The 16,514-nt window shown below is 45.2% G+C and carries 15 protein-coding genes; 1 reads left to right on the top strand and 14 read right to left on the bottom strand.

Features of this window, described 5'->3' with window-relative positions:
* Nucleotides 1-4: 4 nt before the first annotated feature.
* From WH96_RS01535 to WH96_RS01525, 3 genes are all read right to left on the bottom strand, one after another.
* Nucleotides 5-1,417 (bottom strand): ATP-binding protein, encoded by a 1,413-nt coding sequence (locus WH96_RS01535; RefSeq protein ID WP_047762359.1) that lies wholly within the window; start codon nt 1,415-1,417, stop codon nt 5-7.
* Nucleotides 1,417-2,112 carry a response regulator gene (locus WH96_RS01530; RefSeq protein ID WP_047762358.1) on the bottom strand — a complete coding sequence of 232 codons (696 nt, stop codon included), beginning with the start codon at nt 2,110-2,112 and terminating at the stop codon, nt 1,417-1,419. The genes WH96_RS01535 and WH96_RS01530 overlap by 1 nt, the downstream gene beginning before the upstream one ends.
* 84 nt (nt 2,113-2,196) lie before the next feature.
* Entirely contained in the window at nt 2,197-2,703 is a 507-nt protein-coding gene (locus WH96_RS01525) for a MarR family winged helix-turn-helix transcriptional regulator (protein ID WP_047762357.1), read from the bottom strand.
* Nucleotides 2,704-2,884: 181 nt separating this feature from the next.
* Here WH96_RS01525 and WH96_RS01520 point away from each other — a divergent pair, with 181 nt between their 5' ends.
* Complete coding sequence (locus tag WH96_RS01520) at nt 2,885-3,766, top strand: branched-chain amino acid aminotransferase (RefSeq protein WP_047762356.1); 882 nt, start codon at nt 2,885-2,887, stop codon at nt 3,764-3,766.
* Nucleotides 3,767-3,873: 107 nt separating this feature from the next.
* Here the strand turns inward: WH96_RS01520 and WH96_RS01515 are convergent, their stop codons facing one another.
* From WH96_RS01515 to WH96_RS01465, 11 genes are all read right to left on the bottom strand, one after another.
* Nucleotides 3,874-4,326, bottom strand: coding sequence for a molybdenum cofactor biosynthesis protein MoaE (locus tag WH96_RS01515; protein ID WP_047762355.1), 453 nt, complete (start codon nt 4,324-4,326; stop codon nt 3,874-3,876).
* 2 nt (nt 4,327-4,328) lie between these two features.
* The gene (gene moaD / locus WH96_RS01510; protein ID WP_047762354.1) at nt 4,329-4,580 is read right to left on the bottom strand and encodes a molybdopterin converting factor subunit 1; all 252 of its coding nucleotides are present in this window, start codon (nt 4,578-4,580) and stop codon (nt 4,329-4,331) included.
* Nucleotides 4,577-5,836 (bottom strand): molybdopterin molybdotransferase MoeA, encoded by a 1,260-nt coding sequence (gene moeA, locus WH96_RS01505; protein ID WP_047762353.1) that lies wholly within the window; start codon nt 5,834-5,836, stop codon nt 4,577-4,579. Before moeA ends, moaD begins: the two co-directional genes overlap by 4 nt.
* Nucleotides 5,836-6,357: a molybdopterin-guanine dinucleotide biosynthesis protein B gene (mobB, locus tag WH96_RS01500; protein WP_047762352.1), complete on the bottom strand. Its 522-nt coding sequence runs from the start codon at nt 6,355-6,357 to the stop codon at nt 5,836-5,838. Before mobB ends, moeA begins: the two co-directional genes overlap by 1 nt.
* A gap of 140 nt (nt 6,358-6,497) precedes the next feature.
* Nucleotides 6,498-8,456 (bottom strand): excinuclease ABC subunit UvrC, encoded by a 1,959-nt coding sequence (gene uvrC / locus WH96_RS01495; RefSeq protein ID WP_407060091.1) that lies wholly within the window; start codon nt 8,454-8,456, stop codon nt 6,498-6,500.
* Nucleotides 8,457-9,193: 737 nt separating this feature from the next.
* Nucleotides 9,194-9,586, bottom strand: coding sequence for a dihydroneopterin aldolase (locus WH96_RS01490; protein WP_047762351.1), 393 nt, complete (start codon nt 9,584-9,586; stop codon nt 9,194-9,196).
* Between the two features lie 147 nt (nt 9,587-9,733).
* Nucleotides 9,734-10,705 (bottom strand): calcium/sodium antiporter, encoded by a 972-nt coding sequence (locus tag WH96_RS01485; protein WP_047762350.1) that lies wholly within the window; start codon nt 10,703-10,705, stop codon nt 9,734-9,736.
* A 129-nt stretch (nt 10,706-10,834) separates the two neighbouring features.
* The gene (gene msrB, locus WH96_RS01480) at nt 10,835-11,248 is read right to left on the bottom strand and encodes a peptide-methionine (R)-S-oxide reductase MsrB (RefSeq protein ID WP_047762349.1); all 414 of its coding nucleotides are present in this window, start codon (nt 11,246-11,248) and stop codon (nt 10,835-10,837) included.
* Between the two features lie 147 nt (nt 11,249-11,395).
* The gene (locus WH96_RS21010) at nt 11,396-12,916 is read right to left on the bottom strand and encodes a PAS domain-containing sensor histidine kinase (protein WP_162200098.1); all 1,521 of its coding nucleotides are present in this window, start codon (nt 12,914-12,916) and stop codon (nt 11,396-11,398) included.
* Nucleotides 12,917-13,029: 113 nt separating this feature from the next.
* Nucleotides 13,030-15,159, bottom strand: a complete 2,130-nt coding sequence (gene uvrB / locus WH96_RS01470; RefSeq protein ID WP_047762348.1) for an excinuclease ABC subunit UvrB — start codon at nt 15,157-15,159, stop codon at nt 13,030-13,032.
* Between the two features lie 40 nt (nt 15,160-15,199).
* On the bottom strand, nt 15,200-16,453 hold the full coding sequence (locus WH96_RS01465) for a diaminopropionate ammonia-lyase (RefSeq protein WP_047762347.1): 1,254 nt from the start codon (nt 16,451-16,453) through the stop codon (nt 15,200-15,202).
* Nucleotides 16,454-16,514: the final 61 nt, after the last annotated feature.

Genomic DNA, 16,514 nt, shown 5'->3' with positions numbered 1-16,514 from the left:
AGATCTAAAACGGAAGAGTAATTCTTGCGCGTAATCCACCACCAGGAGCATCTTCCAATGAGAGATCGCCGCCATGGTTACTGATAATGTCGTTGGCGATTGAAAGCCCTAATCCGACACCGCCAGTTGCTTGATTACGGGACTGCTCTAATCGAAAGAATGGCTTGAGGACATCTCTTCTGTGTTCTTCGGGGATACCTGGACCATCGTCATCGATGGTTATTTCAAGAAATTCGTCATTATCGTTTGATTTTTTTCTGACGCACATCATCACATGGCTGCCATAGCGTTGTGCGTTTGTGACCAGATTACTAATTGCGCGCTTGAAGTTTTCTTGCCGAAGCTGAATGTTAATTTCCTGCTCAATATGTAAATCAATCGGATTGTTGTTGAAGCTTAGTTGCTGCATCAATCCTTTTAACAATGTGGAAACGTTGCAAGACGCGGTTTGTTCCCGACCTTCTCCGCGGGCAAAGGCGAGATAGCCATCGATCATCTTCTCCATCTCAGAAACGTCAGTTTGCAGATTTTTAGTATCTTCTGACTGTCCTGACATGGCCAACTGAAGTTTCATCCTGGTGAGCGGTGTTCTTAGGTCGTGGCTTACACCAGCCAGCATTGCCATGCGGTGCTCCACCTGTCGTTTTATCCGTGATCTCATGCGGATAAATGCGCCGGACGCCTGCCTGACTTCTGTTGCGCCTTCGGGTTTGAACCCCTTCACATCACGGCCTTTACCAAAACTTTCTGCTGCCCGGGCAAGACGCTGGATAGGACGGACCTGATTGCGCATGAAAATAACGGCAACACCAAAGGTGATAACAGATGACCCAACCATCCAGAGAATAACGAGATAAGTTGTTGAGGTGAAAAGTCGTTTGCTGGGAACCAGGACCAGTAATACGGCATTGTCCAATTCAATTTGTATCTTTACCTGATCGGCCAAACTGGTGGTATCAATTTCGTATTGATAGTCTGCGTTAAGATTTTTGATAAGTTGATCGTTAATGGCCTGATCAAGTCGACGCTCCAGAACGGACCATCCCGGTTGCCAGTGAACGGGTGGCAACTCAATTCCGTGATGGAGTGTCAGGGACAGGTCAGCCGTTTTTTGCATGAGTTGGAAAACATTGGCTTTTTCATAAGGCGTTTGCGCATCTTCAAGAAGTAAAATTGCTGTTGCAATGTCACCAGCTATACCCTGAGCCAAACGTTTGGTGACCGTTTCATAATGTCGATCATAAAACACCCATACTGAAATAGCCTGTACCAGTAACAGAGGGGTGATAATAATAATAAGGGAACGCCCAAGAAGGGACTTGGGAAGAAATCGTTTTAGAAAGAAAGGGCGTTTTCTTTTTTGAGGAACTGCCTCTTCTTCATCAAGAAAGGTTTCTTCTGTGGGGGTGCTGTTCATTAATCAGTTTTCAGAATGTATCCGACGCCGCGGATTGTTTGAAGAAACCGTGGATATTTCGGGTCCTGTTCAATCTTACGGCGAAGACGAGTTACCTGTACATCGACACTTCGTGTATTGGAAAGTTCTGATCCATCCTCAATCAAGTCATCGCGTCCGACTGCTGTACCTGCCTGCTGAGCCAGAGTTTTCAGAAGAGCGGCCTCTACATCGGTCAGATGAATGAACTCATCATTGTTCCAGAGTTGGGATTTGCGAACGTCAAACCTGAAAGACCCAAAAACAACATTTTCTGTTGAAAATTCAGTGATGGGGGCAGTCGTTTGCATGCGTTTTAAAATAGCATTTATACGCAAGACAAGCTCTCTTGGTTCAAAGGGTTTTGATAGATAATCATCAGCCCCGACTTCCAATCCACTAATACGATCACTTGTTTCGCCCATAGCCGTTAGAAGTAGTATGGGGACATCATCCTTTTCCCGTAGAGATTTGGTGAGATCTAGTCCACTTTCTCCGGGCATCATTATGTCGAGAATCAAAAGATCGAACGATAAAGATGCCAATTTGGATCTTGCTTCTTCTGCGCTGGAAGCGGCAGTGACCATAAAGCCCTGATCAGTCAGAAATTTCTGAAGAAGCTCTCGAAGCCGGGTGTCATCATCGACGACCAGTAAGTGGGTGCAAATGTCATTCATGCTTTATAGTATAACGCGACGCTTTCGTATTCACAGATCTTAATTCTGTAACCTAACATATTGGAATTCAAGTTTTAACGATCTCTAGCGCCGGCTAGATGGGGAATGTAGCTTTTTCGTAAAGCGCGGGCGATCACTTTCTTCCATCATATTCATTAATACGGATCTAAAGCCCGCAACGGCTTCTGCACCAGACTCTTTGTAAGCCTTCACGATTCTTTGGCGCTGGACATTAAATAGCTTTTCATCCAACTCTAACCCTTTTTCTGTTAATTCCAGCAGCCGTTGGCGACGATCAATTTCGCCGGGTGTTTGCTTGATAAAGCCCTCTGTGACGAGCTGCGAAAGAACTCGGGATAATGATTGCTTTGTTATCTGCAGAATCGACAATAACTCGCTAACTGTTATGCCGGGATGACGGCCCACAAAGTGTATAACTCTGTGGTGAGCACGTCCAAAGCCGTATTCTGCCAATAACTCATCGGGTTCTCCTGTGAAATCTCTGTATGCAAAAAACAACAATTCAATTGCCTGCATGATTTCATCTGTGCGGAGGAAAAGAGGGTTCGGGCCGGATTTTATGTCAGTCATGTTGACTTATCTATCGAATTAGTATTATCTGATTTTAAATATAGTTAACTTTAAATTTTGTTTATCTATATTTATTTGCAATAAAATTGCGATGAGCCCGTTTTTTTACACAAAAGAGTTTTGAGTGAAAAAATAGAAACAACGCAAAAACGAACTTTATACCACCTTTAACACGAAAGCTATGGCTATGCTTCCATTTGATGATCGCGACGGTTTTATTTGGTACAACGGTGAAATTATCCCATGGAGAGATGCCAAGGTTCATATTCTTAGTCATGGTCTTCACTATGGAAGTAGTGTCTTTGAAGGAGAGCGTTCCTATAATGGTCGTATTTTCAAAAGACAGGAGCATCATGAACGTCTGATTAGTTCTGGAAAAATTCTAGGATTTGATGTTCCCTATTCTGTAGAGGAGTTACATCAGGCTTCACAAAAAGTCATGGATGCCAATAACATAGTTGATGGATACTTTCGACCTGTTGCATGGCGGGGGAGTGAGATGATGGCTGTGTCGGCGCAAAAATCCCGAATTCATGTCGCTATTGCCGCTTGGGACTGGCCGTCGTACTTTTCTCCTGAAGATCGCTTGAAAGGGATAAGGTTGGATTTTGCTGAATGGCGTCGTCCTGATCCGGCCACAGCACCTGTTCATTCCAAAGCTGCGGGATTGTATATGATTGCGACACTGTCCAAGCATGCTGCGGAAGCCAAAGGCTATAATGATGCTTTGATGCTCGATTATCGTGGGCAGATCGCTGAAGCGACAGGGGCGAATGTTTTCCTGGTACAAGACGGAAAAATTCATACACCAATTGCAGATTGTTTTCTCGATGGTATTACGCGACGTACAGTGATCGAGCTGGCAAAGCAAAAAGGCTATGATGTTGTTGAGCGGGCTATTATGCCAGAAGAGTTCGCAAAAACGCAGGAAGTCTTTTTGACGGGTACAGCGGTTGAAGTGACCCCTGTTTCTGAAATTGGTGAGTATAAATTTACCCCGGGAGACATTACAAAGGATCTCTTGCTTGCCTATGACCAATTGGTTCGTGAACCAGTACTATAAGGCGTCCGATGAGTAGGTCCCGTAAAATAGTTATAGCTATGTAAATCTAAGAATAGCACCGTGCTCTATGCAGACACTGTGCTATTCTTATGGATGAGGAAACAAGGCTACTTTTCTATCCAGCGAGAAGCGGCTGTGTCATCACTATCGCGAGCATCAACCCATTTGCCTCCTTCAGGTGTTTCTTCCAGCTTCCAAAAGGGGGCTTTTGTCTTTAGAAAATCCATCAGGAACTCGCAACTTTCAAAAGCTGACTTGCGGTGCTTGCTACAGGTGATGACCAACACAATTTGTTCGCCAGGCTCCATGCGTCCATAGCGATGAATAATAAGGCTGGCATCCAGTTCCCAGCGACGATTTGCTTCTGCCTCTATCTCCGTGAGCATCTTCTCAGTCATGCCAGGATAGTGCTCAAGGGTCATGGCTGATATTTCTGCGTCGCTGGCGATATCTCTGACAAGTCCTAGAAAAGAAGCAACGCCACCGATGGCGTGATTTCCATTGGTGAGATTTTTGATTTCTTGCCCGACATCAAAATCGTGTTCTTGCACCCTGATCATTTTTATCCCCCCGTTACCGGCGGGAAGAGAGCAATTTCGTCACCTTGCTTAATTTCCTGATCAAGATTGGCATATTCTTGATTAATGGCAATACGTAGCAGGTCGCTTTTTTCCTGAACTATAGAATAGTTCTCGCCAAGAGAAGGTAGCCAATCCAGAAGGTCTTTTACTGTTTTTACTGTCTCAGGAGGTGTGATTTCTTCGAGAGGTTTACCAATTGTTGTTCTTAACCAGGCAAAATAGAGAATTTTCATAGAGCAACCTCGTTAAACGGCAAATAGGAAATCATCTCTCCCGGCTTGATGGATAGTATATCTTCACTGAGGACAGCAAAGCCATCGGAATGGCAAACTGATGAGAGAATGCCCGCACCTTCTTTGGGATATTTATGTGCTTCCAAATGTCCTGCAAGGTTTTCTTTCAGGTGGACACGTACCCATTCCCGACGGTCCTTCTTTTTCTTATGAGAAAAGGCGGCAACAACAGGAAAGGTCTTGGGGGGCGTATTATCTGCACCAGAAAGCAAATTTATCAGGGGTCGGACAAAGTTCGAGAAGGTGACAATGACAGCCACCGGATTACCGGGGAGACCTACAAACGCTGTTGAACCTATTTGTCCCAGAGCAATTGGCCTACCGGGTTTGATTGCCAATCGCCAGGCATGAAGCGAGCCTAAAGATTCGACAACTTGCTTCACGTGATCTTCTTCGCCGACGGACACGCCGCCTGATGTCAATACAAGGTCGTACTGGTTGATCGTACCTTCCAGAGCTTTGTGGATCAGGTCTGGGTTGTCAGGAAGAATACCGAGATCTGTTACATTGCATCCTGAATTTTTTAATAGGCCATTAATTGTATAGCGATTTGAATCGTAAACTTGACCACTTTCAAGCTGACGGCCTGGGTTTTGGAGTTCATCGCCAGTCGAGAAAAAAGCAACGCGCAGAGATTTGCGTACCTTTATGGTTGCTATGCCGACTGCGGAAATCAGGCCCATGTCTTGTGGTCGTATTGTGCGCCCTGCTTCGAGAATGATAGAGTCTTTTTCTACATCTTCACCAGCAAACCGTCTGTTTGATCCTGATTTGATACCGACGGGGATAGAGACTTTGTCGATTTCTTCAAGCGCACAGTCTTCCTGCATTAATACGGTATCTGCACCGAGTGGCATGGGGGCGCCTGTAAAGATTCGTGCTGCGGTACCCTTGCGAAGTGTTTCCCTGACATGGCTTCCGGCGGTTATACGGTCGCTAATTGGCAGAGTGGTTGCAGATGCATCATTTAAATCTTCAAAATATACCGCATAGCCATCAACGGCGGAGTTATCATGCGGCGGTACGTTGCAAGGAGAGATAATATCGTCAGCTAATACTCTACCCAAAGCCTCAACAATGGATACCGTTTCTGTTGCCGTTATGCATTGAAGCTTTTCTTCCAACAGGGAAAGAGCTTCGGCTGTTGTCATTAACTTGCCGCCATGAGCAAAACAATCATCCGAAAGTTGAGCCATTAGTTCGCAGCCTTTCTGATTTTGTCATGAAGGTCACAAGACAGACAGATAAAATCAGCAATCGCTTCAATATCATTGAGATTAATGACAGGCAGTGAAGTATCTATTTCTTCGTCATCTGTAGCTACACCTATAACGTTAGGGTCATCTTTGTGAAGCATTCGCTTGCCAAGGGCAGGGCGAAAAACTTCCAGCTTTTTATGGCTTTCGCGTTTGAAGCCTTCGATTAAAAGAATGTCCACGGGCGTCATATGGGGAATTAACTCTTCCAGTGTGGGGTCTTTTTCATCTCGTAGTTCATGCATCAGAGCCCAGCGATTTCCCGATGAAATCATCACTTCACTGGCCCCGGCCTCGCGATGTTCGTAAGAATCTTTACCTGGCTTGTCGACGTCAAACTTGTGATGCGCATGTTTTAATGTTGAGACTTTCAAACCACGCTTGACCAAAGCCGGGATCAACTGTTTGAGAAGAGTTGTCTTGCCGCTACCACTCCAACCTGCAAGGCCAAAAACCTTCATAATAAATCCTCTGACGTATTGGTAAGTTATTACAAGCTATATAACGCCCAGATAAGGCTGTTGCTATGTTATAGATCAAATAAGGTGATGGCGACTATGGAATAGAAAGTTACGGAATAAAAAGTAGCGGAATAGGGAATTTATTCGGTGTTGAAGTGATCATAAATTGATTGTGCAACCACACGACTGATCCCCTCGACCGTTGCCAAGTCTTCCACACCTGCCCGGGCAACTGCGTCTGCTGAACCAAAGCGAAACAATAGTGCTTTTTTGCGTTTGGCCCCAATGCCGGGAATACCATCAAGAACAGACTTTAAACGCGCATTGGTTCGTCCCTTACGGTGGGTTTCAATAGCATATCGATGGGCTTCATCACGCAACCGCTGGATAAAATAGAGAACGGGATCTTTGGGATCGACAAGAAAGGAAGGGCGGTCAGGAAGGAAAATTCTTTCGCGGCCAGCGTTTCTGTCTTGTCCTTTTGCAATGGCAACGATTGGAATGTCGGTCAATCCCAACTCTTCCAGAACTTCTATGCCAACGGTTAACTGCCCTTGCCCTCCGTCGAGTATCAAGAGATCCGGCCATTGATCAGTTTGTCTGTCTGGGTCTTCCTTCAAACTTCTTGATAGTCTGCGAGTCAAAACCTCTCGCATCATTGCGTAGTCATCACCCGCTTGATAAGCCGCGGGTGCCTTGTCACCTTGATCGTCCTGTGGTTTGTCACCGCGAATTTTAAACTTCCGATAGGCTTTTTTCATAAAGCCTTCAGGGCCAGCAACGATCATACCACCATAAGCTTCGGATCCTTGTGTATGTGAGTTATCATAAACTTCAATCCGTTCTGGTGTTGCCTCTAGAGACAACATGTCCGATAAGCCTTCTAGTAGTCGGCGTTGGCTAGCACTTTCTGCCATGCGACGAGCAAGAGCTTCGCGGGCGTTGACGGTTGCATTTTCAACTAGTTTTCTTTTCGGCCCCCGGGATGGTTGTGTAACTTCCACGCGGCGTCCGGCTTTTGTGCCCAACGCTTCGGCAAGGACAGGTGCTTCGGGGAGCTTGTGGCTAACCATCACCAGCTTAGGAACAGGCTTGTTGGCATAGAACTGGGCAATAAATGATGTGAGAACCGTTTCTGCCTCAATGGTTTTATCGTGTTTGGGGAAATAGGAACGGTTTCCGTAGTTTCGGCCCGCGCGAAAGAAAAACACCTGAATACAAGATTGTCCGGCCTTCTCGAAAAGCGCGAAAACATCAGCATCATCTAGATCGGTTATATTTATTTCCTGCTTGGATTGAATAGCTGTAAGGGCGCGAATGCGATCACGATATACCGCTGCTTGTTCATAATCCTGCTCTTCAGCTGCGGTTTGCATCTTCATAGCCATCTTCTTTTGAAATTCGGATGATGAACCGCTCAGATAACTCTCGGCTTCACGCACATGGGATGCGTAATTGGATAAGGAAACACGGCCAACACAAGGAGCGGAACAACGTTTGATTTGATACATCAGACAAGGTCGTGTGCGGTTGGTGTAAACACCGTCACTGCATGAGCGAAGTAAAAATGCTTTTTCCAAAGCTGTTATGGTCTGGTTTACGGACCTTGCATCAGCAAAGGGGCCATAATATTGACCGTCTCTTTTCTGAGCACCACGGTGTTTGGTGATTTGTGGTGCCTCATGATCCCCGGTAATCAGGATATAGGGAAATGATTTATCATCCCTGAGTAGGACGTTGTAGCGCGGGGCAAGCCGTTTGATCAGGTTGCTTTCCAGCAGGAGGGCTTCGGCTTCGGTGTTGGTCTGTACGATTTCCATCGATCGGGTTTCAGAAACCATACGCTTTATTCGGTAAGGAAGTTGATCAACCCGAGTATAGGAAACAACACGTTTCTTGAGATTCTTTGCTTTGCCGACATAGAGAGGATTTCCCTCGCTATCCATCATTCTGTAAACACCGGGTGATCCGGGCAGGGTTTTAACAACATCAGCAATAATGCTGATTCCGGTTTCGATATTTTTGGTACCAGAAGGTTGTTCAGATTCTGACTGTGTGCCTGCTTCCCAACTAATGGTGTCTTCAGACAAACCTGGCATTGTATCAAGCGGGGTGCTGGAGGATGTCAGCTCCTGATCTTCACGCGCGGCCATTGCGGATCGTTTTCCGCCTTGTGAAGGGTCTTTTTTTCTTGCTTTGCGTGAAGGTATTTTTGTCATGGCCGATTTAATTGATGAACTGATCTGACTCTCTCAGGCTTAATGTAACAGTTTACCGATAACCTAAGAAGAGAATGAGTAAGAAACGATACTTTAGATGACCTTTAAAGCGGAACAGGTCAAGAACACTTTATTAACACTTGAGAGGGACTCTTTAGAACCTATAGGATTCGTATCACATACTGTTTTTTCGTAGTGAATCCGCGATAAATTATATCCACGGATCCTGTGGATAACTTTGTGGCTATCTTGTGGGCCTAAGCGTATACCCCTTGAAAACACTAGCATTGCAATAAGCTGCTTAAAAAATAGGCATATTTTGTAACTATTTGATTTTGTTGTTGAATTTAAAGTCAACGCTTCAAAGTATAAAAAAAATTCTTTTTTATGGCTTGACGGTTACAGAAAGATTTCTCCTGTGCACAAGTCAGGGATTCTCAGAATTAAATCTCTTTGATTCCTATAGGTTTTATTCAAAGTGGAAATAAATAAGAGCTGAATCAGAGGAGAAAACTATCGCATCGCGAGTCGTTGCCAAAGATTAAAGTTTCGAACAATTTCAGATATGAAAAAGGCCAGAATTTCTTCTGGCCTTGCGTGTTTTAAAGTATTTATGATCAGGATCGGCGCCGTGTAATTTCAATACCTACACCAGCGACATCAGGATAGCGATCAAGCTTTTCGATGCGCATATGAACTGCTTTAATACGGTCATCAAAGAAGCAGGTTTCAGAGATGTCGTTGGCAAGAGTTTCCAAGAGTTTCACTTTGGTTTGCAGGCATACATTTCTAACCTTCTTCACCAGAGTGCCATAGTTGATGGTCTCATCAATCTCGTCGTTCAGGACTGGCAAAGGATTTAATGTTAGCTCAAGATTAACTTTCAGCCTCTGAGGGCGAAGCCTCTCTTCTTCTGTTAGTCCAATGTTGCAGCTGAGAGTAAGGTCTCGCACAGCTAGTTTCTGCTCTGTTAACTGGCTTCCGGAAATCGCTGATTTTTCGGATGTCATCCCGACATTCCTTTTCGTTTAAAATGTCTTATTCAAGCCCGTATCAAGGGGCAATTTCTCGGACGCAATCTACGCTTTGTGCTTCTATTGGTCAAAAGCAATTCTTGCACAGATAGATAGAGTATTCATCGTTAAGTCAGAAAGACGTTAAGCAAAGAAGAGCTTGTCTTTGAATTGATAGAGAATGTAAGCCGCATAAAGGGCGATAAAGAAGATGCCTTTTGAGCGGCAGATCTTACCAGCATGGAACATGGTAGGAATAATCAACAGGCTAACACCGGCCATAACCCACATATCAAACTCTATAACCGCCTGGGATACCGTAAAAGGGGATACAATTGACAGAACACCCAGAATCAGTAGCAGGTTAAATATATTTGAACCTAGCGCATTACCCAAGGCAACATCGGTATGTCCGCGTAGGCCAGCAACAATGGCGGTTGCTAGTTCAGGAAGTGATGTTCCCAAGGCAACAAGGGTCACACCAATTACTGTTTCAGAGATACCAGCCGCCCGTGCGATGGTTTCAGCACCATCAACAAGTAAATCAGAGCCAATGATAAGGCCTGCTACACCCACGAGAAGAAGCAGGATTGAAACGGGCACTGAACCAGGGGCAGATTCCAGCTCCTCGGCAAGTTCGGGATCAGCTTCTTCCTTTGGGTTACATTTTTTTTCGCGATAGTAGCTTCGCCAGATGTAAAATGTAAGAGCGGCGAGCATAAAGACACCATGCCAAAGGGTGAAAGTGCCAAGAAAAGCAAACCCCATAAAAATCGCAGTCGCAATCAACATTGCGATTGTATCGCGCATGACATCACAGGGTTTTGTCGCCAGTGGTGATATCAGTGCACCAACCCCGAGGATCAAAAGGATATTTGCGATGTTTGATCCGATAACATTACCAACCCCGATATCGGTCGCACCATCAAGCCCAGCAACTAGCGTAACCATAAGCTCTGGCATTGAAGTTGCGCAGGCCACAATGGTCAAGCCAATAAGCATAGGTGAAATGCCAAGCTTCCGAGCAATTCCCAGAGCGCCACGGAGGAGGACTTCACCGCCTACTGCTAATAGGACGAGGCCACCGCCTGCTGCCAGAAATGCTGTTGCTGTCATATGTATTTCACTCTTTAATGTACGCGCCGGATCTCTCTCGGCCTATACAGCGAGAGAATACAGGCCATTAAATGCCCCTCATTGAGGTGTATTTCAATAGCCTATCTAAAGGATTGTCAAATTTCGGCCTTATTTATCGGGTTTTGGTTCAGCTTTCAGGTTTAGAGAGGCTGAATTGACACAGTACCTCAACCCGGTGGGTTCTGGTCCGTCAGGGAAAACGTGACCAAGGTGAGCATCGCACTTGGCACACAAAATTTCTACTCGGTGCATTCCATGCGAATGGTCTTCTTTGGCACTGACATAGCCGTCACCAATGGGCGTATAAAATGAGGGCCAGCCACTTCCAGAATCATATTTTGAACTTGAATGAAAAAGAGGTTCTGAACAGCAGATGCAGTGATAGGTTCCTGGTGTTTTGCAATCATGATATTTGTTGGCAAAAGCCTGTTCCGTTCCGCCTTGACGTGCAATCCGGTACGTTTCTTCGTCCAGTTTGCTTGCCCAAGCGTTATCTCCGTCTGATTTTGTTGTTCCACTCAAAATACGATCCTCCTTAGCTTCTCTTCTATGTGAGGTGGGCAAGGGAAAAATCAATTGCTTGTTTATTCACGAGGAAAAAAATTACTTTGTATTCGATGATCATGAATAAAGATAAAATTCTTGTGGCGACTAGGATGAGAACGCCAATTAAGTTTCTTTCAGGCGGGTATTGGGGATTAAGACTTTAACGGTTGTTCCTTGGTTTATTTGACTTGCAATGGTGAGCGTCCCGTCATGGGCATCTATTAAGCGTGATGCAATATACAAACCAAGCCCGACCCCCTTTCCTGCTGCCCAGGAAGAAGAGGCTACTTGGGTAAAAGCTTTGCAAATATCTGGAAGGCGGGCTTCTTCGATGCCAATACCAGTGTCTTTGATTTGGAAGAGAAGATTGTTGTCCGTATCATAATCTATATGTAACGAGACAGATCCACCTTCGGGAGTGTATTTAAAGGCATTGCCAAGTAGATTGATCAATATTTGGCGAAAGCGCCTGGAATCACCTTTGATCAATATGTCTTTTGCATTGTTTTCAACAATGAGAGTTTGATCTTTTTTCATTGCTTCAAGTTCAAAGGCGGCATGACAATAATCAACGATATCGTCGTGCTGAAAATATTCTTCAAATAGCTTTAGTTCTCCACTATCAATCGTAGAGGCATCAAGTAGTTCGTTTATCAATTCCAATAGATGCTGGGCACTGGAATGAATGTCTTTCAAGGCGGCTGTTTGTTTCGCGTTTACAGGGCCATAAATCTGATGCTCTAACATGTCAGAGAAGCCAATAATTGCATTCAAAGGGGTGCGGAGTTCATGGCTCATTGTCGCCAGAAAATTTCCCTTGGATTTGTTGGCATTCTCGGCTTCTTGTCTTGCGATAGTTAATTTATGTGTGCGTTCAGCAACACGTTGTTCCAGGTTCAAATTAAGTCTTCTTAGTTCTTCCTGTGCTTTAACGCGCTCTGTTATATCTTCTTCTGTCGCGACAATAACCTGTCGTCCAGAAACCGGATCAAGGCCCATTTCTGCCGTCAATGTATGCCAGCGTTCTCCGAAGGCAGTGTATACTTTTATATCTCTTTTGAAGCGCTTGGGGGTGTCGTGGCGATCCAGAATACGTTTGCGGATTTCAGGGTCGTTATAACGGTCTTCTATCGTCGTTGATTTTTCCTGAATATTATAAGTATTTGCCGCGGCAGGGTTTTGCGCCAATAAACTGCCGTCACCATCAAATGTTGTAATCATCAGAGGGGTATGTCTGACCGCTTCTAAGATTCTTTTTGTTCTGTGATCCGGTTCGTCTTTTATCTGTGGCGTGGCTTCGATAAGAAGAGCTTTTTTCCGGTTCTCGATCAAAATTGGTGTGAAGGTTAGAATAGCCATTTGTGGTTGGCCATTTGGATAGAGCGTCCAGTTTTCTTCTACTCGATCTCCTTGTGCAGACGTTTCAAACATTTCATGCAAACGTCTTCTTACCGAACTGGAGTCCGTTGAAAAATTTCTCTGAACCAGATCGTCAAGAGTATCGGCATCCCAGAATTTGAGCGCGGATTCATTCCCCCACCAGATATTATGGTCTTCTATGTCAAAGACCCAGATGGCCGTACTTAGCCTGTTAAAGGCTGATAAATCCTGCCAGAATTCGAACTCTGGAAGGCTGTCAGTCATAGACAAAGTCATATATTCTACCCAGTAGTTAATCGCAGGATATCATCGCGTGAAGAAGTTTGGAAGTTTAACCCGCACATCGGGCGGTCGATGTTTTTAGCATGGTTATGTCTTCAAGCTTTTTTACCTTTACGATACTTCTTGCTTTTGGATTTTGCTTCAGCCATTGCCATACGATCAGATAGATTGCCGCTAGAAGTGTGTGAGAGGCCAAGCTCATCATCCTGTAACTTCTTAATTTCATCGCGAATTCTGGCCGCTTCCTCAAATTCCAGATCTGCGGCAGCTTCGTGCATACGTTTCGTCAGATCGTCGATGTAGGATTTGAGATTATGCCCAACTCGATGACTATCACTTGTGTCTTTGAGATCAACAGTAACATGGTCGCTTTCGTACACAGAACCGAGTATATCGCCGATCTGTTTGCGGACAGACGCAGGTGTGATGCCGTGTTCTTCGTTATAGGCTTGCTGTTTCTCTCTGCGGCGATTTGTTTCGTCAAGGGCCTTGGTTAGCGAACGTGTCATCTTGTCAGCGTATAGGATAACTTTTCCGTCAACGTTGCGTGCGGCACGCCCGATAGTTTGCACCAAAGCTGTGGTTGAGCGCAAAAAGCCTTCCTTATCGGCATCAAGGATACAGACGAGACCACACTCTGGAATATCAAGGCCTTCACGGAGTAGGTTAATCCCAACAAGAACATCGAACACGCCTTTACGAAGGTCGCGAATGATCTCCATTCTTTCCAAGGTATCGATATCAGAGTGGATGTAGCGAACCTTAAGGTGTGCTTCGTGCAGATATTCTGTCAAATCTTCTGCCATGCGTTTTGTCAGTGTGGTGACAAGTACCCGCATGTTACGACTGACGACATCTTTACATTCCTTGATCAGATCATCGACCTGAGTTTCTGTCGGCCTGATTTCACAAACCGGATCAAGCAAGCCTGTTGGGCGAATAACCTGTTCGGCAAAAACACCACCCGTTTCATTAAGCTCCCAAGGACCCGGCGTCGCCGACACAAAAACGCTTTGCGGACGCATAGCTTCCCACTCTTGGAATTTCAGAGGTCGGTTATCTATACAGGATGGCAGACGGAAACCATATTCCGAAAGGTTAGATTTACGTGCAAAGTCACCATTATACATGCCATTGAGCTGACCTATGGTCACATGACTTTCATCGACAAATAGCAATGCATTGTCAGGGAGATACTCAAAGAGTGTGGGCGGCGGTTCGCCAGGTGCGCGCCCGGTGAGGTATCTCGAATAATTTTCAATACCTGCGCAGGCCCCTGTTGCCTCGATCATTTCAAGATCAAACATTGTACGTTGTTCCAGGCGCTGAGCCTCAAGCAGTTTATTTTCCTGATTAAACTTTTCCAACTGAACTTTGAGATCGGATTTAATCCCTTTTGCGGCCTGTAAGAGTGTGGGGCGAGGGGTCACATAGTGACTGTTGGCGTATATTCTGACGCCTTCCAAATCAGCTGTTTTTTCCCCAGTCAGCGGATCGAACTCCTGGACGGTTTCAATTTCATCACCAAAAAAGGATATCCGCCAGGCGCGATCTTCATAGTGCGCAGGGAAAACCTCTAGCGTGTCGCCACGGACTCGGAATGTACCGCGACCAAATGCAATATCGTTACGGGCGTATTGAAGCTCGACCAGAGACTTCAGGATATCGCGCATGTCGACCTCTTGCCCTGCCTTAAGGCTCAGGGTCATCTGTGCATAGGTTTCAGGGGACCCAATACCATAAATACAGGATACAGAGGCGACAATGATCACATCATCTCGTTCGAAAAGCGCGCGGGTCGCAGAGTGTCGCATGCGATCAATCTGTTCATTGATCGAACTGTCTTTTTCTATGTAAGTATCTGTGCGGGCGACATAGGCTTCGGGTTGGTAATAATCATAATAAGAGACAAAGTACTCGACGGCATTATCAGGAAAAAAACCTTTCATCTCTGTGTAAAGCTGCGCCGCGAGTGTTTTATTGTGGGCAAGAATAAGAGCAGGCCTTTGCAACTCTTGAATTGTCTGTGCCATGGTGAAGGTTTTACCAGAACCGGTCACGCCCAGTAGAACTTGACTCCGTTCGCCTTCATTTAGGCCGCTGCAGAGTTCTTTGATCGCTTGTGGTTGATCCCCTGATGGAGAGAATTCTGAATCAAGGCGAAAGGGCTTTGAGTCATCTTTAAAAAAGCTGTCCGAGATGCGTTCAATTAATGGAGACGTCATGCGTGTTCTCTGATCTGGAGATGGAGAAAGTTATGTGGGATCACTTAAGCTGATCTTCTACAACCAGTTCTTGGTACAAAGATTGATCCATAATACCCTCACTGTTAATAAGAAGAATACGTGAATCAGGCGATAAGCCAAGTACTTCACGCGTGTCTTCATGTGTTGCTGTCATAATTAATGCTGCAAGTCCGGCGATACTGGATTCACCAGCTTCTATTGCTTGATCATCAAAAGGAGAGGCCGCCGCTAGCTTCATGGTCGGACCTGTTATCGCATCGGGTATGGTCATGAAAAAATCTGCTCCATGGGATAAAATATCCCAAGCTATGGGCGATGCTTCTCCGCAATCCAGTCCAGCCATTACGGTGTGAATTTTACCTGTTTCTTTATCTCCGCTTGCTTTGGTTAATGTGCCTTCTGCAGCAGATGCGTACAAACAGGCTGCGGTTTCTGGTTCAACAATGATGATCTTTGGTCGCCTTTCGCCGAGATAAGTCCAGAAATAACCAGTTATCGCAGCGGCCAAACCGCCAACGCCAGCTTGAATGAATATATGCGATGGAGGAATCGCTTGTCGAAAACGGCGTGTGAAATATTCCTTTAGAGTTTCTTCTGCGATTATACTGTATCCCTGCATTATCTGGGCAGGAATGTCGCGATAATCATCCCAGGATGTATCTGAGATGACTTGAGCATTTTGCTTTTTAGCTTCCTTGGCACAGTGTTCGACTGTTTCATCATAATTCAGGGATGTTTGGATGACGGTTGCGCCAAATTCTTTTATGGCAGTTATCCGTGATGTGCTGCAGCTGGTAGGAACATAGATCGTGGCTTTACATCCAAAGATTTGAGCCCCCCAGGCAACCGAACGCCCATGATTGCCATCGGTCGCAGTAGTGACGGTCAATTGGGAGGTAATGTCTTCGTAAATACGATTTCTTAAATCGTCAGATCCTATTTCTATAGCAAGTTTTTGTTCAATCGTTGATTTCAAAAACCTGAAAACAGCATAGGCTCCGCCGAGTGCTTTAAAAGAGCCAAGATTAAATCTTTTACTTTCGTCCTTGAAACTGACATCGACGAGATTAAGTTCTTTAGCTAGGCCAGGTAATGAGGTTAGGGGGCTAACCTCGTATTCAGGCCAACGGGTTATTTCATCAAGTGCTAATTGGCAGTTTTCTCGGGAGAGAATTTGCTTGAGATCTTCTCCATAAATCAAAGAGCTGGACGCGTCAGGATTAGGAAGAAGGTTGAATTGAGATCTTTTCCAGATTGATAAATAACGATCCATTTGACTTAATCTAAAGTGTTTAAACGTATTTGTTGCACCTAGTTAAGCTTTTTTCCAAAGA

This window comes from Kiloniella spongiae (assembly GCF_001026905.1).
Classification (GTDB): domain Bacteria; phylum Pseudomonadota; class Alphaproteobacteria; order Kiloniellales; family Kiloniellaceae; genus Kiloniella; species Kiloniella spongiae.
The sequence above is the reverse complement of the archived record's forward strand: the minus strand, read 5'-3'. Positions and strand labels throughout refer to the sequence as shown.